Origin of the sequence: Paraburkholderia sp. WC7.3g (assembly GCF_050436345.1) — a bacterium.
Classification (GTDB): Bacteria; Pseudomonadota; Gammaproteobacteria; order Burkholderiales; family Burkholderiaceae; genus Paraburkholderia; species Paraburkholderia podalyriae.
Map to the genome: position 1 here is coordinate 451,932 of NZ_JBNDMA010000004.1, position 18,841 is coordinate 470,772.

19 protein-coding genes are annotated in these 18,841 nt (G+C 64.9%); 11 read left to right on the top strand and 8 right to left on the bottom strand.

The genetic code is table 11. The features are described 5' to 3' along the window. Positions 1 to 30: 30 nt before the first annotated feature. The 6 genes from OKW43_RS35415 to OKW43_RS35440 all read right to left on the bottom strand — a co-directional run bounded on the left by OKW43_RS35415 (position 31) and on the right by OKW43_RS35440 (position 5,920). On the bottom strand, positions 31 to 375 hold the full coding sequence (locus tag OKW43_RS35415) for a cupin domain-containing protein (RefSeq protein ID WP_429453064.1): 345 nt from the start codon (positions 373 to 375) through the stop codon (positions 31 to 33). After that, positions 372 to 1,364 carry a M14 family metallopeptidase gene (locus OKW43_RS35420; RefSeq protein WP_429453066.1) on the bottom strand — a complete coding sequence of 331 codons (993 nt, stop codon included), beginning with the start codon at positions 1,362 to 1,364 and terminating at the stop codon, positions 372 to 374. Before OKW43_RS35420 ends, OKW43_RS35415 begins: the two co-directional genes overlap by 4 nt. Positions 1,365 to 1,366: 2 nt before the next feature. Further along, positions 1,367 to 2,845 carry an NAD-dependent succinate-semialdehyde dehydrogenase gene (locus OKW43_RS35425; RefSeq protein ID WP_187633667.1) on the bottom strand — a complete coding sequence of 493 codons (1,479 nt, stop codon included), beginning with the start codon at positions 2,843 to 2,845 and terminating at the stop codon, positions 1,367 to 1,369. 86 nt (positions 2,846 to 2,931) lie between these two features. After that, positions 2,932 to 4,026 (bottom strand): tartrate dehydrogenase, encoded by a 1,095-nt coding sequence (locus OKW43_RS35430; RefSeq protein WP_187633666.1) that lies wholly within the window; start codon positions 4,024 to 4,026, stop codon positions 2,932 to 2,934. A gap of 94 nt (positions 4,027 to 4,120) precedes the next feature. Continuing rightward, complete coding sequence (locus OKW43_RS35435) at positions 4,121 to 5,044, bottom strand: 2-hydroxyacid dehydrogenase (RefSeq protein ID WP_429453068.1); 924 nt, start codon at positions 5,042 to 5,044, stop codon at positions 4,121 to 4,123. Positions 5,045 to 5,050: 6 nt separating this feature from the next. Further along, on the bottom strand, positions 5,051 to 5,920 hold the full coding sequence (locus OKW43_RS35440; RefSeq protein WP_429453070.1) for a GNAT family N-acetyltransferase: 870 nt from the start codon (positions 5,918 to 5,920) through the stop codon (positions 5,051 to 5,053). Between the two features lie 312 nt (positions 5,921 to 6,232). Here OKW43_RS35440 and OKW43_RS35445 point away from each other — a divergent pair, with 312 nt between their 5' ends. From OKW43_RS35445 to OKW43_RS35495, 11 genes are all read left to right on the top strand, one after another. After that, positions 6,233 to 6,847, top strand: coding sequence for a helix-turn-helix domain-containing protein (locus OKW43_RS35445; RefSeq protein ID WP_187633663.1), 615 nt, complete (start codon positions 6,233 to 6,235; stop codon positions 6,845 to 6,847). A gap of 474 nt (positions 6,848 to 7,321) precedes the next feature. Continuing rightward, on the top strand, positions 7,322 to 8,815 hold the full coding sequence (locus OKW43_RS35450; RefSeq protein WP_429453073.1) for an aldehyde dehydrogenase family protein: 1,494 nt from the start codon (positions 7,322 to 7,324) through the stop codon (positions 8,813 to 8,815). Between the two features lie 105 nt (positions 8,816 to 8,920). Continuing rightward, positions 8,921 to 9,589: a haloacid dehalogenase type II gene (locus OKW43_RS35455; RefSeq protein WP_429453075.1), complete on the top strand. Its 669-nt coding sequence runs from the start codon at positions 8,921 to 8,923 to the stop codon at positions 9,587 to 9,589. Between the two features lie 81 nt (positions 9,590 to 9,670). Then, the gene (locus OKW43_RS35460) at positions 9,671 to 10,948 is read left to right on the top strand and encodes an NAD(P)/FAD-dependent oxidoreductase (RefSeq protein ID WP_429453077.1); all 1,278 of its coding nucleotides are present in this window, start codon (positions 9,671 to 9,673) and stop codon (positions 10,946 to 10,948) included. A 78-nt stretch (positions 10,949 to 11,026) separates the two neighbouring features. Continuing rightward, complete coding sequence (locus tag OKW43_RS35465; RefSeq protein ID WP_187633659.1) at positions 11,027 to 11,830, top strand: ABC transporter substrate-binding protein; 804 nt, start codon at positions 11,027 to 11,029, stop codon at positions 11,828 to 11,830. A 114-nt stretch (positions 11,831 to 11,944) separates the two neighbouring features. Further along, on the top strand, positions 11,945 to 12,601 hold the full coding sequence (locus OKW43_RS35470) for an amino acid ABC transporter permease (RefSeq protein ID WP_429453079.1): 657 nt from the start codon (positions 11,945 to 11,947) through the stop codon (positions 12,599 to 12,601). Positions 12,602 to 12,619: 18 nt separating this feature from the next. Further along, complete coding sequence (locus tag OKW43_RS35475) at positions 12,620 to 13,396, top strand: amino acid ABC transporter ATP-binding protein (RefSeq protein WP_429453081.1); 777 nt, start codon at positions 12,620 to 12,622, stop codon at positions 13,394 to 13,396. Continuing rightward, entirely contained in the window at positions 13,393 to 13,704 is a 312-nt protein-coding gene (locus OKW43_RS35480; protein WP_187633656.1) for a (2Fe-2S)-binding protein, read from the top strand. The genes OKW43_RS35475 and OKW43_RS35480 overlap by 4 nt, the downstream gene beginning before the upstream one ends. Next, entirely contained in the window at positions 13,683 to 15,059 is a 1,377-nt protein-coding gene (locus OKW43_RS35485) for an FAD-dependent oxidoreductase (protein WP_429453083.1), read from the top strand. The genes OKW43_RS35480 and OKW43_RS35485 overlap by 22 nt, the downstream gene beginning before the upstream one ends. Continuing rightward, positions 15,056 to 16,228, top strand: a complete 1,173-nt coding sequence (locus OKW43_RS35490) for an NAD(P)/FAD-dependent oxidoreductase (RefSeq protein WP_429453085.1) — start codon at positions 15,056 to 15,058, stop codon at positions 16,226 to 16,228. Before OKW43_RS35485 ends, OKW43_RS35490 begins: the two co-directional genes overlap by 4 nt. Before the next feature lie 11 nt (positions 16,229 to 16,239). Next, the gene (locus OKW43_RS35495) at positions 16,240 to 16,644 is read left to right on the top strand and encodes a helix-turn-helix domain-containing protein (protein ID WP_429453087.1); all 405 of its coding nucleotides are present in this window, start codon (positions 16,240 to 16,242) and stop codon (positions 16,642 to 16,644) included. A gap of 28 nt (positions 16,645 to 16,672) precedes the next feature. On the opposite strand, the gene OKW43_RS35500 is transcribed toward OKW43_RS35495, so the two are convergent. Both OKW43_RS35500 and OKW43_RS35505 read right to left on the bottom strand, forming a co-directional pair. After that, complete coding sequence (locus OKW43_RS35500) at positions 16,673 to 17,176, bottom strand: Lrp/AsnC family transcriptional regulator (protein WP_027194400.1); 504 nt, start codon at positions 17,174 to 17,176, stop codon at positions 16,673 to 16,675. An 88-nt stretch (positions 17,177 to 17,264) separates the two neighbouring features. Further along, positions 17,265 to 18,665 (bottom strand): aspartate aminotransferase family protein, encoded by a 1,401-nt coding sequence (locus OKW43_RS35505; RefSeq protein ID WP_429453090.1) that lies wholly within the window; start codon positions 18,663 to 18,665, stop codon positions 17,265 to 17,267. Positions 18,666 to 18,841: the final 176 nt, after the last annotated feature.

Here is an 18,841-nt window from a genome sequence, read left to right on the forward strand (position 1 = left end):
ACCGGCGAATGCCGGGTGCCTGTGGCGCAGTCAGAAGATCACGTAGATCTTGCGCAGCGTTTCGTCGATGTTCCAAAGCCCTTCCGTGTTTGCTTCGAAAAACAGCGTGTCGCCGGCGGCGAAGCGGATCGTGTCTTCTCCGTCGGGCGTGAAGGTGCCGCTGCCCTTGATGAAATGCATGACCTCCGCCTGCTTGACGGAACGCCTGTAGGTGCCGGGCGAGCACTCGAACACGCCGGTATCGACCGCTTCATGACCGGCAATCACGTACTGGCGTCCCGATACGCGCGACGGTTCGGTGCCGGGCAGACCGGCGGTTCCCCAATCATCGAGCGCGGTGACGTGCGCCGCTTGACTGATCTGCTGAACTTTCATGTGGCTTGTTCCTGTTGTCGTGAGCGCAGGTCGATACGTCGTTCGATGCGGCCTAGCCGGACCACGGTGACGCCGGCGCGCAACTGGCGCAGCGAGGGCATCACCAGCATGCAGTCGTCGTACGGAGTCGAGACCGGCTGGCCGTCGGACCATGCGATCACGGTGCCGGCTTTGTCGAAAGTTTCGAGCCCGGTGTAGGGACCCGCGAAGCGGAAATCCATGCTCTTCGCGACGACCGGTTCGGTCACGCGCACGATCAGCATTTCGTCGGGCAACGGCGCGATCCATCTGGACGGCAGGTCGGCTGCGTCGACGATGCCCGACAGCAACAGAAAACGTGCGGTGCAGTCGCGCGCGACCGTCACCGCGCTGGCTTCCCAGTGCTGGCCGCATTCAATCAACAGCGCATTCTTCGGACTCGCGTCGTCGCCGAAGCCCTCGTAGTCGCGCATCCGGCGGCCTTCGGGATGGCCTTCGTCCTGGATCACGGTGGCGGGCGCGCCGAGCCGCTCGGCCAGTTCGGCGCCTTTGCGCAGCGGGCCCGCAACGATCAGCGGCGCGCTTTTTTCATGCATCGAGTGCAAGTCGAGCAGCAGGTCCACTGTGTCGATCACCGGCCGCATCGCGCGCGCACGATCGAGCTCGGACGAGCGCGTCGCAACGTCGTCGAGCTTCGCGGCGGTCCATACGCGGTTGAAGTCCTGATCGACGAAACGCGCTTTGTCGGGTGTCGCCCGGTCGAACCGCGCGTAAGCGGCGACGTTCGCGAACGACAGCGTGAGCTTGCCGCGGCGCGGCCGCAGGGCGCTGCGCAACAACGCGTCGACGGTGATCGCGCCGCACACTTCGTTGCCGTGCGTCAGCGCATTGATCATCACGTGCGGTCCGGGTTGGCCGGAGTCGAACGTGTGCAGGTAAGCAATGCCGGTATTGCCGGCGGCGTGCGCCGAGAGGTCCGGAAATTCGACTTCGATCGGATAGGCTTGCATGTTCACTCCAGTCCTCCCTGACACAGATACTTGATCGACAGATAGTCATCCAGTCCGTACTTCGATCCTTCGCGACCGTAGCCGGATTCCTTCACGCCGCCGAACGGCGCCGCCTCCGAAGCGAGCGCACCTTCGTTGATGCCGACGATGCCCGCTTCCAGCGCGCGCGATACGCGCTCGATACGGCGCATGTTCTCGCTATAGAAATACGACGCCAACCCGAATGGCGTGTCGTTCGCGGCCAGCACCGCTTCCTGCTCGCTGTCGAACGGGAACAGCGGCACGACCGGGCCGAAGGTTTCCTCGCCGCACAATGCCATCGACGCGGTGGCGTTGCCTAGCACCGTGGGCGCGTAGTAGCGCGGCCCCAACTCGGTGAGCCGACGTCCGCCGGTCAGCACGACCGCGCCGTTCTCGAGCGCGTCGTCGACATGACGCGCGATCTTTTCCACCGCCCGTTCGTTGATCATCGGGCCGATCTGCGAAGCCGGATCGCTCGCGGGCCCGACCCGCAGCTCGGCCACTTTCGCGCACAGCAGCGCGGAGAACTGCTCGTAGACGCCGCGTTGCACGTAGACGCGGTTCGGGCACACGCAGGTCTGTCCGCCATTGCGAAATTTCGCAACGAGCAGGCCATTGACTGCGGCATCGAGGTCGGCGTCGTCGAACACGATGAAAGGCGCATTGCCGCCGAGTTCCAGCGACAGCTTCTTCAGCGTGCTCGCCGATTCGCGCGCGAGGTGTTTGCCGACGGGCGTCGAGCCGGTGAACGTGATCTTGCGCACGCGGCTGTCGGCGAGCCATTCACCGACCGTCTTCGCCGCCGCGGCGCGCGAGGCCGAGATCAGGTTCAGCACGCCATGCGGCACGCCCGCCTCGTGCGCCAGCATCGCGAGCGCGATTGCGGTGAGCGGCGTATCTTCCGCGGGTTTCGCGACTACCGTGCAGCCTGCCGCGAGCGCCGGCGCGATCTTGCGCGCGATCATCGCGAGCGGAAAATTCCACGGCGTGATCGCGGCGACGACCCCGATCGGTTCCTTGATCGCGCTCATCCGTTTGCCGCGCTGCTGCTGCGGAATCAGATCGCCGTAGATGCGGGTAGCTTCGTCGGCGAACCACGCGACGTACGACGCGCCATAGCTGACCTCGGCGCGCCCTTCGGCGAGCGGCTTGCCTTGTTCGAGCGAAATCAACGCGCCGAGCGCGTCGCGATTCGCGATGATCAGCGCGTGCCAGCGGTGCAGCACGGCCGCGCGTTCGCTCGCGAGGCTCGCACGCCATGCGGGCAGCGCTTTGGCGGCGGCGTCGGTGGCGGCTCGCGCGTCGCTGGGGCCGCTGTCGGCCACCTCCGCGATCAGCTTGCCGGTTGCCGGATCAGTGACCGCGAACCGGCGGCCGTTCGCAGCTGCGATCCACTTGCCGTCGATGAAGTTGTCCGTGCGGATCAGCGCACGGGCCTGCTGTTCGAGATTCGTGCTCATGTGATGTCTCCAGTGCGGTTGGGGTGCGGGGCAGAGCGCCCGGCACGCGCCGGGCAGTCATGCTATCCGCGCTGCGTGAGCAGTGTCTATTGACGACCCGCGCTGGCGACCCGCGCCGCGATTGCCGCGCCGACTTCCGCGGTCGATGCGCTGCCGCCCAGGTCGCCGGTGCGCGGGCCGTCCTTCAGCACCTGCGTGATCGCGGCGACGATCGTGTCGTGCGCCTCGCGCTCGACACCCGCGCCGTTGCCGAGGAAGTCGAGCATCATCGCGGCCGACCAGATCATCGCGACCGGATTGGCGATGCCCTTGCCGGCGATGTCGGGCGCCGAACCGTGGACCGGCTCGAACAGCGACGGAAAGCGCCGGTCGGGATTCAGGTTGCCTGACGGCGCGATGCCGATCGTCCCCGTGCACGCGGGACCGAGGTCGGAGAGGATGTCGCCGAACAGGTTCGACGCGACCACCACGTCGAAGCGATCGGGGTTCAGCACGAAGCGCGCGCACAGAATGTCGATGTGCTGACGGTCCATCTTCACGTCCGGGTAGCGGGCGGCCATTTCATCGGCGCGCGCATCCCACCACGGCATGCTGATCGCGATACCGTTGCTCTTCGTCGCCACCGTGATCTTCTTCGCGCGGCGCTGCGCGAGATCGAACGCGAACTTCATCACGCGCTCGGTGCCGTGACGGGTGAAGATCGACTGCTGCATCACGACTTCGCGGTCGGTACCCTCGAACATCGTGCCGCCCACCGACGAATACTCGCCTTCGGTGTTTTCGCGCACGATCATGAAGTCGATATCGCCCGGTTTGCGGTTCGCGAGCGGGCAGGGCACGCCTTCGAACAGGCGGGCGGGGCGCAGGTTCACGTACTGGTCGAATTCGCGGCGGAACCTGAGCAGCGACCCCCACAGCGAAATATGGTCGGGCACCTTGTCGGGCCAGCCGACCGCGCCGAACAGAATTGCATCGCAGTCCTGCAACTGCTCCTTCCAGTTGTCGGGCATCATCCGACCGTGTTGCGCATAGTAGTCGCACGACGCCCATTCGATCTGCCGGTAGTCGATGCCGAGGTCGAAGCGCTTGCAGACGGCATCCAGCACGCGCAGGCATTCGGGCATCACTTCGGTGCCGATGCCGTCGCCGGGAATGACGGCAATCCGGTATTTGCGGGTCATACGTTTCTCTCCTTGCGGTAATCGCGCGCTGTCTGCCGACACCGCGGGTTTCGCCAATTGGGGTTGCGTTCGGGTGTCGGGCCGCGCATGGGTATCAGTACCCGCGGGTCCGGTCGATCAGGCCGTTCATGCGCTCGCCCGCGCGATGAAGACGAAGGTTTTCCAGCACCGCATCGACAGCCGATTCGGGCCGCGTCGCGCTCGCGATATGCGGCGTGATGCGCACGCGCGGTTGCGCCCATAGCGGATGGTCCGCGGGCAGCGGCTCGGGGTCGGTGACGTCGAGCACCGCGCTGTGAAGCTGCCCGCCTTGCAGCGCGTCGAGCAGATCGCCGCCGACGAGTTGCGCTCCGCGCCCAACGTGCACCAGCGACGCGCCCCGGGGCAGCGTGTCGAATAGCCGGCGGCACAGCAGCCCGCGCGTCGCGTCTGTCAGCGGCAGCAGGCAGATCAGCACGTCGGTGCGGGCCAGCAACGCATCGAGCCCGGCGTCGCCCGCATAGCAGGCGATACCGTCGATCTCGTGCGGCGAGCGGCTCCAGCCCGCGCACGCAAAGCCGAATAGCCGCAAACGCCGCAGTACCGCCGTGCCGAGCATGCCGAGGCCAAGCACTCCGATCCGACGCGACGCCGCAGCGCGTAGCCGCAGCGGCTGCCATACGCGCGCCTGCTGTTGCAACGCGTAATCGAACAGATCGCGGTGAATCGCCAGCACCGCCTCGGTGACGTACTCGACCATGCCCTCGACGATTCCCGGTTCGAGCATGCGCACCACCGGCAGATGCGCCGGAATCTGCGACAGATCCAGTTGATCGACGCCTGCGCCGACCGAGAACACGACTTCGAGATTCGGCAGCGTGACCGCGAGGTCGCCGGGTTGCCACGCGACCAGATAGCGCACGGCCTCGGTATCGCCGATGTCCGGCCACACGCGGAACGGGATCTCGGGCGCATGCCGCGCAAACCGCTCGGCCCATAGCGCGCCGCGCACCGGATCGGCTTTGTAGAGGACGGCCATCGCCGTTTATGCCATTGCCTGGTTGATGATGCCGTACGCGCGCCAGGTCGCGTCGGGGGCCGCCTCGCGGGCGTCGGCGCAAGCGTTGCGCACCATCTTTTCGACGGAATCGACGCGCGTCATGCCGACGCTCGTCAGCCAGTCGTGGATGCCAGCATCGCCCGGCACGTCGATCCGCACGAAATCGCCGGCATGCTGTGCGAGCCAGTACGAGATCAGCGCGCGGGCGCGCAGATCGTCGGATGAGCGTTGCGCGACCACCGGTCCGATCGAGTAGCCGCGTCCGAACGGTCGGAACAGCGAGAAACCGAGCACTTCGCCGGCGCGTTCGAGCACCACGCCTTGCGCGAATTCGAGCAGCGACGGGATCGTCGCGCTGCGGTCGAGGCCGCTCGCACGCGATGCGAGTTCGATCAGCCGGGGCGTGTCCGCGGACGTCGCTGCACGCAGATGCTCGCCGGGCGGCGGCGCGACGGCGGCCACGTTGCCGAGCGGACCCTGATGCTGGGTGAGTCCGCCGCAGGCGACGAAGCCCAGCTTTTCGTAAAGCGGCTTGCCGGCGACCGTTGCATGCAGGAAGGTCACGCGGTTGCCGAGTTCTTCGAGCACCAGTTCCATCAGCTTGCGGCCGATGCCGCGTCCCTGTTCGTCCGGCGACACGATCACGAGGCCCAGCGTGCCCCGGTCCGCGCCGAACTTCCAGCACAGCGCGGTGCCGATCACAGCACCAATGTCTTCGGCGACGAAGCCGGTGCCGGCGTCGCACATGAAGCGCCAGTCCTCGGCGCGGTGCGGCCAGCGCACCGCAACGGAGAGGCCGTGCGCGGCGGCGATGTCAGCGGACGTGAGACGGCGGTAGCGGGGTGGTTTCTTCATGGTTGGTTCGGACACTGCAAACTCCTGCTGGCGGCGTAATCAGTCTGGACAGTCTAGACTTTCGCATTCCCTGTGCCCGCTTCATAGGACGATCTTTTTGTTATTGGCGCGCACGCATGGTCGCACCCGATTCGCTTCGGCCAGCCACGCGCAGCGCAACGGCGCAGGTATTTTTGTCGTTCACTCCGACGGTGCTATATTCAATATAATGATGAAAATTGCACGGCCGTTCATTGTAGCGACGGGCGTGCCTCTTCGCATGCCACGGGCCGTGCCCGGCACGACAACCGCAACGTCATCGACAGGAAACCCATGCAGCGAACACAGATCATCAAGAAGCGCGCGGCCGACCCGGGTCACGGCGACGTCGGCACTCGTCTGCGCGCGCTGCGCGTCGCGCAGGGTCTGTCGATCAACGAGCTGGCGATGCGCGCGGGCGTATCGGTAGGCACGGTCAGCCAGGTCGAGCGCAACAAGGCCAATCCGTCGGTGCGCATTCTCGAGCGCCTGCGCCAGGCGTTGGAGGTTCCGCTCACCGCGCTCCTCGAAGAAGACGACGCGGTCTCGGACCCGATCACCGGCGATTTCGTGCGCAAGGCGGCCGAGAGACCGCTGTTCGAAGTCGGCAAGAACGGCATGCAGAAAGAATTGTTGTCGCCGCACGGCGATCACGATTTGCAGATGATGATCATTATGCTGCCGGCCGGCGCCGGTTCGGAAGAAGTCCTGGTCGGCATCGGCGAGAAGGCGGGATTGGTGCTGGAAGGCACGGTCGTGCTGAATGTCGGCGACCGGCGCTCCGAGCTGCGCGAGGGCGACAGTTTCCAGTTCAAGAGCACGGTGCCGCACAGCGTGCGCAACGAAAGCAGGAAGACCGCGCGCTTGCTATGGATCATGAATACGCAGCCGCCCGTCATTCACCTCTGATCTGTCTGTAACGCGAGCCGCGTGTCGTGTTGTCGTGTGTGGCAGGCGGCTCTGTCCTCCCTCTCTTTGCGTCGCGTCGTTCTGATGCGTCGTGTCCTGGTCACGCGGACGGCGGCTGACGTCTACGCCTTTCTTTCTCTTTTTTGCCTCTTTCATTTTTGCGCTGCACGAGCGGGTGAACGTGTCGCGTGGCCTCGCTCGTGCGCCACAGCCGCGCGGGCTTGTTGCTTGCGCGCGCCACTGCGGCAGCGCCTGCTGCGCGGCCGGCAATGTATCGCAGCGCACAACGAATTTTTCGCAGAGTTTATTTTTGACCACTAGTATTTCATTCGATGTTCATTAAAATGAACTTCATCCGATGTTCGTTCATTCGGTGGTCGTGATGGGCGAACAGCAGTGCCGAGTGGTGCCCGGAGTCATCGGTGCGTTAGCGCACGCGGCACCACATACTTGAACTTACTGATCAGGCCGGGCATGTCCACTCCGTCACTCGATTTCGATCCTTCAGCCGTGCCGTTGCCGCAGGGGCATTTCGTTGGCGGTGCGTACTATTCGGCCGGCGAAGCGCAGCTCGCCGTTCATCGGCCGTCGGATGGCGCGCTGCTTGGCCATGTGCCGGACGCGTCGGACGCTACCGTCGATCACGCGGTGAGCAATGCGTTGGCTGCATGGAGGGCGAGCGGCTGGGGCACGCGTTCTCCGCGCGAACGTGCGAAGGTGCTGAGCCGCTGGGCCGAGCTGATCGATCGCGATGCGGTGAGCCTCGCGCAACTCGAAACGGTCAGCTCGACGCGTCCGGTGACGGAAAGCTACACGTCCGATGTGCCGTTCACCGCCGAGGCGATCCGCTTTTTCGCGGAGCTGGCCGACAAGCTCGGCGGTGATATCGCGGCCACGCGCCGCGATAGTCTCGGTTTTATCGCATCGGAACCGTACGGCGTGATCGGGGCGATCACACCGTGGAATTTCCCGCTGTCGATGTGTTCATGGAAGTGCGGCCCCGCGCTCGCGGCGGGCAACGCGGTCGTGATGAAACCGTCGGAAATGACGCCTTTCTCGACGCTGCGCATCGCGGAACTCGCCATCGAGGCAGGCATGCCGCCCGGTATCTTCAACGTGGTGAACGGCCGTGGCGCGACGGCGGGCGCCGCGCTGACGCGTCACCCTGGCATTTCCAAAATGAGCTTCACGGGTTCGACCCGCACGGGCGCCGCGATCATGAGCGACGCCGCGATGCACGGCACCAAGCCCGTCACGCTAGAACTCGGCGGCAAGAGCCCGCAACTGGTGTTCGAGCACGTGCGGGACCTCGACCATACGGCGCGCTGCATTGCACGCGGCTTTACGGCCAACGGCGGCCAGGCCTGCGTGGCCGGTACGCGGCTGATCGTGCACGAGCGCATGGCCGAGCCGCTGATCGACGCCATCCAGCGGCAACTGCAGCCGATCAAGCCCGGTCCGCTGTGGGACAGTCGCACCGCCTATTCGCCGATCATCAGTGCCGGCCAGGCGCGGCGCATCGAAGCGCTGATCGAGCAAAGCCGCGACAGCGGTGCGGAAGTGATCTTCGGCGGCGGCTTTTTCGAAGGCACCGGTGAAGGCTATTTCCACCGCCCCACACTGCTCGCCAATGTGACCGCCGAGACGCCCGCCGTGCGCGAGGAGCTGTTCGGCCCGGTCCTGACGGTACAGACATTCAAAGACGAGGAAGAGGGCATCGCGCTCGCCGCGCATCCGATCTACGGTCTCGCGGCCGGAGTTCATAGCAGCGACATCGGCCAGGCGCTGCGGGCGATGCGCCGCATCGCGGCGGGCACGATCTGGATCAACCGCTACGGCCGCAGCGGCGACATGATCATTCCGACGGGCGGCTTCGGCCAATCCGGCATCGGCAAGGATCTCGGCCGCGAGGCGATGGTGGCGAGCATGCGGCACAAGAGCGTGCTGATCGATTTCGAAGCGCTGTGAAGTACCGCCTTACACCGGCTTTACGCCAGCATCAACCGCACTGATTCAATCCGAAACTGAACCCGAGCCTGCGAACAGGTTCGCCACGACGACAGGATGTTGACCATGATCGATTTCGAGCCGAAGTACATCACTTTCGACTGCTATGGCACGCTGACCAACTTCCAGATGGGCCTGACCGCGCGCCAGCTTTACGGCGACAAGCTGGACAAAGCGAAGATGGATGAGTTCGTCGAGTTCTTCCGTGGCTATCGCCTCGACGAAGTACTGGGCGCATGGAAACCCTACCGCGACGTGGTCGAGAACTCGGTGCGCCGCACCTGCGAACGCACTGGCGTGCCGTTCGAAGCAGCGACCGCGCAAAAAATCTACGAAGCCGTGCCGAGCTGGGGCCCGCACGCGGACGTGCCGGAAGGGCTGTCGCGACTGGCCTCGAAGTACAAGCTCGTGATCCTGTCGAACGCATCGGACGACCAGATCCACAGCAACGTCGACAAGCTCGGCGCGCCGTTTCACAAGGTCTACACCGCGCAGCAGGCGCAGGCATACAAGCCGCTGCAAAAAGCCTTCGAGTACATGTTCTCGCAACTGGATTGCAATCCGGAAGACGTGCTGCACGTGTCGTCGAGCTTCCGCTATGACCTGATGACCGCGTACGACATGGGCATCAAGCACAAGGCGTTCGTCAACCGTGGCCACGAGCCGCTGAACCCGTACTACGGCGTCAACGAAGTGTCGGGCATTCCGCAACTGGCGTCGCTGCTCGGCCTCTGATCCACAGCACCGGCCTTCTCCCGACATTGCTTCGCGCGCGCCGGCGAGAGCGGCGCAACCAACCGACAGGAATGGATCACGATGAAGCTCGACTCCTACTGGCTCGACACCGCGCCGCGCTTTGCCCACGGCGCGGAGAGTCCGCTGCCGCAGCGGGTGGACGTTGCGGTGGTCGGCGGCGGCTTCACCGGATTGTCGGCTGCGTTGGAGCTCGCCAAACGCGGCAGGTCGGTGATCGTGTTCGAGGCGGGCCGGCTCGCGGCGCAGGCATCGGGCCGTAACGGCGGCCATTGCAATACGGGCGTCGCGCAAGACTATGCCGCTCTGTCCGCACGCATCGGCAGCGAGCGCGCGGCGGAGTTCTACCGCGCGTATGCGGGCGCCGTCGAGACGGTGAAATCGATCATCGCCGACGAGCAGATCGATTGCGATTTGCGCCATTCCGGAAAGATCAAGCTCGCGGCGAAGCCGCACCATTTCGCGTCGCTCGCGAAGTCGTACGAGGTGTTGCGGCGCGAAGTCGATCCCGATGTCGAACTCGTGCCGCCCGAGCAGATTCACAAGGAGATCGCATCGGACGGTTTTTTCGGCGGACTGGTGCAGCGCAACGGCATGCAGATGCACATGGGCAAATTCGGCGTGGGTCTTGGCGAGGCGGCGGCACGCCGCGGCGCGCGGATCTACGAGAACGCGCCTGTGAGGGACCTGAAGCCGCTCGGCGGCCACGCGTTCGACGTGCAGTGTCCGCTCGGCACGGTACGCGCCGAGCGAGTGTTGATCGCCACGGGCACGTCGCAGGTCGGTCCGCTGCAATGGTTCCGCCGCCGCATCGCGCCGGTCGGCAGCTTCATCGTCGCGACCGAGCCGCTCGGCAAGGCACACCTCGACACGCTGTTGCCGACGCGCCGCTCGTATGTGACGACGCTGAACATCGGCAACTATTTTCGTGCGACGCCTGACGAGCGTCTGCTGTTCGGCGGCCGCGCGCGCTTTGCGATGTCGAATCCGCGTTCGGACGAGAAAAGCGGGCGGATTCTGCGTGACGCGCTCGCACGTTATTTCCCGGAGCTGGCCGACGTGCGCATCGACTACTGCTGGGGCGGCCTCGTCGACATGACGGCCGACCGCCTGCCGCGCGCAGGCCAGCATGAAGGACTGTTTTATTCGATGGGCTACAGCGGCCACGGTGTGCAGATGTCCGTGCACATGGGCCGACTGATGGCCGACGTGATGTTCGGCGCCGCCTCGCGCAATCCGTGGCGAACGCTCGAATGGCCCGCGATTCCAGGACATTTTGGACGCGCGTGGTTTCTGCCGCTCGTTGGCGCGTATTACAGGTTGCAGGATGTACTGCATTGAATGGATCGACTGACCGCTACTGCCAGATGGCAGGGCAGCGCGCAGATTGAAAAATCACTATTCCCAGAGGAAATCCCCATGTTGCGTTTCATGTTCCAGCCTGCTTCCGCCGTCCGTTTCAACACGGTTCAACGCTTTGCCGCAGGCGCGGGCCTCGCGATGACGATGATGTTGGGCGCCGCCCACGCCGCCGAGACGGCGACGCTCACCGCGGGCTCGCCGCCGTCGAGCGCACCGACCACGTTCATGGACGTGAAGACGCAGAAGATCGAAGGTCTGATGCCGGATGTCGTCAAGGAGATCGGCAAGCGCGAGGGCTTTAACGTGTCGTACGGCGCGGTGCCGTTCTCGGCGTTGATCCAGTCGGTGGTATCCGGCAAGATCGACATCATCGTCGCCGGCATGACGCCGACGCCGAAGCGCGCCGAAGTGGTCGATTTCTCGCAGCCGGTGACGGCGTTTGGCGAAGGCATCATCGTGAAGGACACGAACAAGGCCGTCTATCACTCGGTGCAGGACATGAAGGGCATGACGGTCGGCGCGCCGACCGGTACCGACTACGGCGATCAGTTGAAGAAACTCGGCATCTTCACCGAAGTGAAGATGTATGACAGTCCCGCCGACATGACGCGCGATGTCGCGCTTGGCCGCATCGTCGCGGGCTTCAACGACTATCCGATCCTGAAGGCCCAGGAGGCAGCGGGCGCGATGGCCGGAACGCGGGTCGACGACGCCTACGTGCCGATGGAAAAATTCGACATCGCGATCGCGGTCAAGAAGGGCAACAGCGCGCTGATGGTGAAGATCAACGACGCGCTGACGAAGATGAAGGCCGACGGCACGCTCGACGCGATCCTGAAGAAGTGGCACCTCACGAGCTGACCCGCCTGTCGTGACAAGAGGCGTGCCCGCTGCGAGGCGGGACCCGCCCTGCGATGTCCGCCGCCCGGCGGGGCAGCGGACTGAACGAATGCAAAGAGCAACGGAAGGCACGACATGCACTGGCAAGATATAGCCGACTTTGTACCGATTTTGCTGGAAGGCGCGGTGATGAGCATCGTCATCACGCTGGGTTGTCTGCTGTTGAGCACCGCGCTCGGCCTGACCTGGGCGTTGCTGAAGATGTCGCGCTATCCGCTCGTCGTACGCGGGGTGAGCACGATGATCAACGTCGTGCGCGGTCTGCCGATGATCGTGCTGCTGTTCTACATCTACTTCGTGCTGCCGGAAATCCACATCCAGGTGTCGGCGCTGCAAGCTAGCATCATCGGGCTTGGTTTCGGTTATTCGACTTACATCGCGGAGATCTTCCGGGCGGGCATCGAGGCGGTCGATCCGGGCCAGTACGAAGCCGCGCAGTCGATCGGCATGGGGCGCGTGAAGACGATGATACGGGTGATCCTGCCGCAGGCGATCAAGGTCGCGCTGCCACCGTACAGCAACACGCTCGTGATGATGCTGAAGGACTCATCGCTTGCGTCCACCATCACGGTCGCCGAAATGACGCGCGAAGGCCAACTGATCGCGTCGTCGACGTTTCAGAATCTGACGGTATACACACTCGTCGCGCTCGGCTATCTGGCGATGAGCATGCCGTTGATGAGCATGACCCGTACGCTTGAGCGACGTTTCGGTCGGCACAAGGCCAGATAAGTGCGAAGTGAGGATGCGATGATCGAAATCACGAATGTGCACAAGAGTTTTGGCGCCGTACCCGTTCTCAAGGGCATTTCGCTAAACGTCCGCCACGGCGAAGTGGTCTGCCTGATCGGCGCGTCGGGCTCTGGAAAGTCGACCCTGCTGCGCTGCATTAACGCGCTGGAAGCATACGACGAAGGCGAAATTCGCCTGCTCGGCGAGCGCGTCGAACAGCGCGCGCGCAATATCAACCAGTTGCGCTCCCAGGTCGGCATGGTGTTTCAGCGCTTTAACCTGTTTCCGCACCGTACCGCGCTCGAGAACGTGATGGAAGGGCCCGTGCATGTCAAACGCCAGGCGCGCGCGGACGCGCAACGCGAAGCGTCGGAACTGCTCGACAAGGTGGGGCTCGGCCACAAGCTGCACGCCTATCCTCACCAGCTTTCGGGCGGGCAGCAGCAACGGGTGGCGATTGCTCGCTCGCTCGCGATGAAGCCGAAGGCGATGCTGTTCGACGAGCCGACCTCCGCGCTCGATCCCGAACTGGTCGGCGAAGTGCTCGGCGTGATGCGCACCCTTGCACGCGAAGGCATGACGATGCTGGTCGTCACTCACGAAATGGGCTTCGCGCGCGAAGTGGCAGACCGGGTGTGCTTTCTGCACGCTGGACTCATCATCGAGGAGGGCACCGCGCAGCAGGTGCTGGGTTCGCCGCGCGAGGTGCGCACCCGCGAATTCCTGCGTCACGTGCTGACCAATCGCAGCGACGCTCACGTGTCACCGGACGGTATCGCGGGAGCCGCGGCATGAACGGCAGATTCGTACGCGTAGGCGAGACGGCTCGCGCCAAAGTCGAGCTGACGATCAACGGCGAGACGGTCCAGGCGCTGGCCGGCGACACGCTGCTCACCGCGATGCTGTGCTCGGTGCGGCAGGTGCGGCAGTCCGAATTCGGTGATGAAAAGCGCGCCGGCTTTTGCCTGATGGGCGCGTGTCAGGATTGCTGGGTATGGACCGCGGACGGCGAGCGGCTGCGCGCCTGCACCACCGTCGTCGAAGCAGGCATGCGCGTCGTCACGACGCAACCGGAGGCGCAATGGGCGAACCTCGCATCGTAATCGTCGGCGCAGGGCCTGCAGGCGTGCGCTGCGCGGAAACCCTGCTGGCGGGCGGCATCCGCCCGATCGTCGTCGATGAAGGCAGACGCGATGGCGGCCAGATCTACCGGCGACAGCCCGAAGGCTTCACGCGGCCGTACGCGAAGCTGTACGGCACCGAAGCCGCGCGCGCGGCAGACCTGCATCGCACCTTCGAACGACTGCGCCCGCAGATCGATTACCGTGCGCAGACGCTGGCGTGGAACGTCGCGCAAGGCAAGCTGCATATCGTGCATGAAGGACACGCTAGCGCGTTGGGCTACGATGCGCTGATCCTGTGCCCCGGCGCGACGGATCGCCTGATGCCGGTCAAAGGCTGGCAGTTCGCCGGCACCTACAGCCTCGGTGCCGCGCAGATCGCGCTGAAGTCGCAGGCCTGCGCGATTGGCCGCCAGGTCGTGTTCATGGGGACCGGCCCATTGCTGTATCTGGTCGCGAACCAGTATGTGCAGGCGGGCGCCAACGTAGCAGCGGTACTCGACACGTCGAAGAGCGGTGCGCGCCTGCGCGCGCTGCCCAAACTGCTGTCGCGCGTCGACGTATTGCTCAAGGGCCGCGCGCTCGTCGCGGCGCTGAAGCGCTCGGGCGTGCGGGTCGAAAACGGCATCGAGCCGCTCGAGATTCTCGGCAATGCGGACGACGGCGTGCTTGGCGTACGCTTTCGCGATGCGCGCGGCAACGTCGCGCAGGTCGATTGCGACGCGGTGGGTCTCGGCTATCACCTGCGTCCGGAGACTCAGCTTGCCGATCTCGCGCGCTGCGCTTTCCGTTTCGATGCGCTGTCGCGGCAATGGGTGCCGCAAATCGATGAACTCGGCCGCAGTACCGAAAAAGGCGTCTATATCGCGGGTGATGGCGCGCGCGTGCTCGGTGCGGACGGCGCGGAGTTCGCCGGACGGCTCGCCGCGTATGCTGCGTTGAGCGATCTCGGGCGCGCGGTTCCGGCCACGACGCTCGACACGTTGATGCGCGAACAGCGCAAAATGGATCGCTTCCGGCTCGGTCTCGCCGAGGCGTTTGGCTGGCCTGCCGAGCAGGCGGCCCGACTGTCCGACGATACGATCGTGTGCCGGTGCGAAGGCATCACCGCGGGCGAACTGCGCCGCGTGGTGCGCGACGAAGGCGCGCAGGAAGCGAACCGCGCAAAAGCGTTTAGCCGCGTCGGCATGGGACGCTGCCAGGGACGTTACTGCGGCCATGCGGGCGCGGAGGTGATCGCGGCGGCGGCGCACGTGCCGCTCGAGCAGGTTGGCCGGCTGCGCGGGCAGGCACCCGTGAAGCCGCTCGCCATCGCAACCGTGGAGGAGACCGAATGAACCGCGCACAAGCCGATGTTCTGATCGTGGGCGGCGGCTTCATGGGTGCCTCCGCCGCATTTTTTCTAAGGCAACGGGGCCGCTCGGTGATCCTGCTCGAGCGCCAGCTGGTTGGCCAGCAGGCGAGCGGTACCAACTTCGGCAACGTGCGCCGGCAGGGGCGTTTTCTGCCGCAGTTGCCGCTTGCGAACCGTTCGCGCGAAATCTGGGGGCGTCTGCCCGAACTGATCCAGCACGACGCCGAGTTTCTGATGTCAGGCCATGTCCGCGTCTGCTATCGCGAAGAGCAGGCCGACCAGTTCGAAACCTACGCGAAGGAGGCCGCGCACTACGGTCTCAAGCTCGATCTGCTGCGCGGCGACGCGCTGCGCGCGCGGTTTCCGTTTCTCGGTCCCGAGGTGCTGGCGGGCTCGTATTCGCAAATGGACGGGCACGCGAATCCGCGGCTCGCGGCGCCCGCGTTTGCCCGCGCGGCGGCACGGCTCGGCGCGCAGATCGTCGAAAACTGCGATGTCGTGACAGTGGAAAAAGAGGGCGCCGAGTTTCGCGCGACCAGCGCCGACGGCCGTACGTTCCATGCCCCCGTGCTGCTGATCACCGCGGGTGCGTGGGGCAATCTGCTATCGGAGCAGTTTGGCGAAGCGGTGCCGATCGCCGTCAACGGTCCGCAAATGGCCGTTACCGAACCCGTGCCATATGCTATCCAGCCGGTGGTCGGCGTGTCGTCGCCGCGGATCGAGGAGGTGGTGTACTTCCGCCAGGTCGCGCGCGGCAACATCGTGATCGGCGGCTGCGCGCGTGCGCCAGCGTATCTCGACGAACGTCGCGCGAAGGTCCTCCCGCAAAGCACGTTGCTGCAGTTCAGGCAACTGCAGCGCGTCGCGCCGATGCTGCGCAAGCTGAACATCATCCGGGTATGGAGCGGCGTCGAAGGCTATATGCCCGACGACAAGCCGATCATGGGCGCGAGCGGTACGACCAGCGGCCTGTTCTATGCGTTCGGTTTTTGCGGCCATGGGTTCCAGCTGGGTCCGGGCGTTGGCGACACGATGGCCGAACTGATCGACACCGGCGCCACCACCACGCCGCTCGAGCCGTTCGACATCCGCCGCTTCGCGGCCAGTCGCGATGCGGCACCGTCGGCTGCGCCCCCGTCGCGCGTTGCGTGAGCGCAGCGTCGATGCTGAGCCCGAGCCCAGCCTCATCATCATCATCCACGCCCGAGTTCGCGGGCGCGAACCGTCATACGACACGCGCGCCGGATCGCGTGAGCCGCGCCGTCCAGCGTGCGGTCAACTTCATCGATGCGTGTTTCGCCGAGCCGATCAGCCTGTCCGAACTGGCGGCAGTCGCGGAGTTGAGCATTTCGAGGTTTGCGGTGCGCTTCAGCGCGGAGATGGGCGTGTCGCCGCAGCAATATGTGAGGCTAGTGCGCGTACGGCACGCGCAGCGCCTGCTGCGGCGCGGCTTGCGTCCGTCGATCGTCGCGGCCGAGGTGGGCTTCTTCGATCAAAGCCATCTATGCCGGCACTTCAAACGCGTACTTGGCACAACGCCGGGTGAGTGGCTGAGCGCCAACAGCTGACAGTCACCGGCTGGCTGCGGCGACCGCTTCATTGATGCTGTTGCGAGAACAGCGCTTCCAGCGGGTATTCGGATTTCACGAACGGCGTCTTGATGATGACGTAGCTGAAATACTTTTCGATGCCGATGTCGCGCTCCAGCAGTCCTTCGATCACGCTCTGATAGTGATTGACGCTGCGCGTGACGAACTTCAGCAGGTAATCGTATCCGCCGCTCGCCAGATGGCATTCGATGATTTCGTCCACAGGCCGGATCGCCGCCTCGAACTTGGCGAAGTCCTCGCGGCGATGGTCGGCAAGGGTGACCTCGGTGAACACGATCTGCACGTCGCCGAGTTTCTGGAGCTGGATGTGTGCGCCGTAGCCGACGATATAGCCGGCCTTTTCAAGCCTTTTCACGCGAATCAGACAGGGGCTCGGCGAGAGCCCCACAGCGTCCGCAAGCTCGACGTTCGTGATACGGCCTTTTTTCTGCAGTTGCGAAAGAATACGCAGGTCGATCCGGTCCAGCTTCGTGTCGCCGCTTGTCGTCATGTATCGGTCTGCCCGTCGAAGGTTCTGCTTTTCGCTTTATCGCGCTTCGCCTGAGCCAGGCGCCGCGCAGGCCGATGTTATCACGCGCTCAGGCGGCTGCGCGGCTCGCGCCGCGCAACGCGGCGCGCACCTCCGCATGGTCGAGCACCTCGTCGAGCGTGCGCCGCAAACGGCTGAAAAGTTGTTCGAACTCCGCTTCGCCGAAGCAAAGCGCGGGTGCGAAACCGAGGATGCTGTCGCCGAATGCGCGGAACACGAGGCGGTTGCGGTAGGCCGCTGCCGCGATCCTGTCCGGCAGCTTCAGCGACGGATCGAAGCGTGCGCGCGAATCCTTGTCGGCGACGAGTTCGAGCGCGCCGAGCAGGCCACGATGACGCGAGTCGCCGACCAACGGATGATCGAGCAGCGCGTCGAGCCCGGCGGCAAAACGCGGCGCCTGCGCGATACCGTTCGCGAGCAGACCGCCCTCGTGATAAAGGCGCAGCACTTCGAGTCCGATCGCGGCGCTCACCGGATGCGCGGAGTAGGTCTGGCCGTGACCGACGACCGAGGTATCGCGCGCGTCGCCTGCAATGCCCTGGTAGATTTCGTCGGACATCAGCACCGCGCCCATCGGCGCATAACCCGAGGTCAGCCCCTTCGCAACCGTCATCAGATCCGGCTCGACCTGTTCCGCCTCGCATGCGAATAGCGGACCGGTACGACCGAAGCCCGTGATGACTTCGTCGGCGACGAACAGAATGTCGAGACGGCGGCACGCGTCGCGCATCGCCTTGAGCCAGCCGACCGGCGGCACGATCACGCCGCCCGACCCCTGGATCGGCTCGCAGAAGAACGCGGCGACGTTCTGCGCGCCGAGTGACGCCACTTTCGCTTCGAGCGCGGCGACGGACGCGGCGATCAGCGTCTGCGCGTCTTCGCCTTGCGGCTGACGGTACGCATAGGGCGACGGCAGGTGGTGCTGGTGCGGCAGCGGCAGGTCGAAGTTGCGGTGGAACGCGGGCAGCGCGGTGAGCCCCGCGCCGACGCTCGACGAGCCGTGATAGCCGCGCTCGAGCGCGATCATCTGCTTTTTCGCCGGACGCCCCGTCGCGTTGAAGTAATGGGTGATGAAGCGCACCGCCGAGTCGACCGCATCGGAGCCGCCGAGCGTGAAATAGACGTGCCGCAGCGAAGCGGGGGACAGCGCAACCAGTTGTTCGGCCAGCTCGATGGCAGGTTCCGACGAGAAGTGGAAGTAGGTGGTCGCGTAAGGTAGCTTCGTCATCTGCCGCGTCGCCGCTTCGACGATGCTCTGCTGACCGTAACCCACGTTCACGCACCACAGGCCCGCGAACGCGTCGAGCAGCTCGTTGCCGTCGATGTCGCGCAGATACGCGCCTTGTCCGGATTCGAGTACGGTGGTACCCCGCGCTTCGTGCGCGCGGTAGTTGATGACCGGGTGAATCAGATGCTTGCGGTCGGCGTCGATGAGCGATGATTTTGACATGATGGTATTTCCCCGCGGGTTGCGATCAGGTGAGCGTCACCCCCTGATAGTAGCGACAGCCGCGTGCAAGCCGTTCCGCCAAAAAAAAGCCCAAAGAGCGTAGGCGCAGCGTTTTTGACCCCACAGACAGCATTTTCTGCCGCACGTGCTTAATAGCGGCGCAAACGGGAATTCAG

Excerpts from the sequence above, each read along its gene's own strand:
- OKW43_RS35495 (WP_429453087.1), top strand. The coding sequence starts at position 16,240 with ATGCTGAGCCCGAGCCCAGCCTCATCATCATCATCCACGCCCGAGTTC.
- OKW43_RS35500 (WP_027194400.1), bottom strand. The coding sequence starts at position 17,176 with ATGACGACAAGCGGCGACACGAAGCTGGACCGGATCGACCTGCGTATT.
- OKW43_RS35435 (WP_429453068.1), bottom strand. The coding sequence starts at position 5,044 with ATGGCCGTCCTCTACAAAGCCGATCCGGTGCGCGGCGCGCTATGGGCC.
- OKW43_RS35490 (WP_429453085.1), top strand. The coding sequence starts at position 15,056 with ATGAACCGCGCACAAGCCGATGTTCTGATCGTGGGCGGCGGCTTCATG.
- OKW43_RS35505 (WP_429453090.1), bottom strand. The coding sequence starts at position 18,665 with ATGTCAAAATCATCGCTCATCGACGCCGACCGCAAGCATCTGATTCAC.
- OKW43_RS35460 (WP_429453077.1), top strand. The coding sequence starts at position 9,671 with ATGAAGCTCGACTCCTACTGGCTCGACACCGCGCCGCGCTTTGCCCAC.
- OKW43_RS35445 (WP_187633663.1), top strand. The coding sequence starts at position 6,233 with ATGCAGCGAACACAGATCATCAAGAAGCGCGCGGCCGACCCGGGTCAC.
- OKW43_RS35450 (WP_429453073.1), top strand. The coding sequence starts at position 7,322 with ATGTCCACTCCGTCACTCGATTTCGATCCTTCAGCCGTGCCGTTGCCG.
- OKW43_RS35455 (WP_429453075.1), top strand. The coding sequence starts at position 8,921 with ATGATCGATTTCGAGCCGAAGTACATCACTTTCGACTGCTATGGCACG.
- OKW43_RS35475 (WP_429453081.1), top strand. The coding sequence starts at position 12,620 with ATGATCGAAATCACGAATGTGCACAAGAGTTTTGGCGCCGTACCCGTT.
- OKW43_RS35430 (WP_187633666.1), bottom strand. The coding sequence starts at position 4,026 with ATGACCCGCAAATACCGGATTGCCGTCATTCCCGGCGACGGCATCGGC.
- OKW43_RS35420 (WP_429453066.1), bottom strand. The coding sequence starts at position 1,364 with ATGCAAGCCTATCCGATCGAAGTCGAATTTCCGGACCTCTCGGCGCAC.
- OKW43_RS35470 (WP_429453079.1), top strand. The coding sequence starts at position 11,945 with ATGCACTGGCAAGATATAGCCGACTTTGTACCGATTTTGCTGGAAGGC.
- OKW43_RS35415 (WP_429453064.1), bottom strand. The coding sequence starts at position 375 with ATGAAAGTTCAGCAGATCAGTCAAGCGGCGCACGTCACCGCGCTCGAT.
- OKW43_RS35425 (WP_187633667.1), bottom strand. The coding sequence starts at position 2,845 with ATGAGCACGAATCTCGAACAGCAGGCCCGTGCGCTGATCCGCACGGAC.
- OKW43_RS35485 (WP_429453083.1), top strand. The coding sequence starts at position 13,683 with ATGGGCGAACCTCGCATCGTAATCGTCGGCGCAGGGCCTGCAGGCGTG.
- OKW43_RS35440 (WP_429453070.1), bottom strand. The coding sequence starts at position 5,920 with ATGAAGAAACCACCCCGCTACCGCCGTCTCACGTCCGCTGACATCGCC.
- OKW43_RS35480 (WP_187633656.1), top strand. The coding sequence starts at position 13,393 with ATGAACGGCAGATTCGTACGCGTAGGCGAGACGGCTCGCGCCAAAGTC.
- OKW43_RS35465 (WP_187633659.1), top strand. The coding sequence starts at position 11,027 with ATGTTGCGTTTCATGTTCCAGCCTGCTTCCGCCGTCCGTTTCAACACG.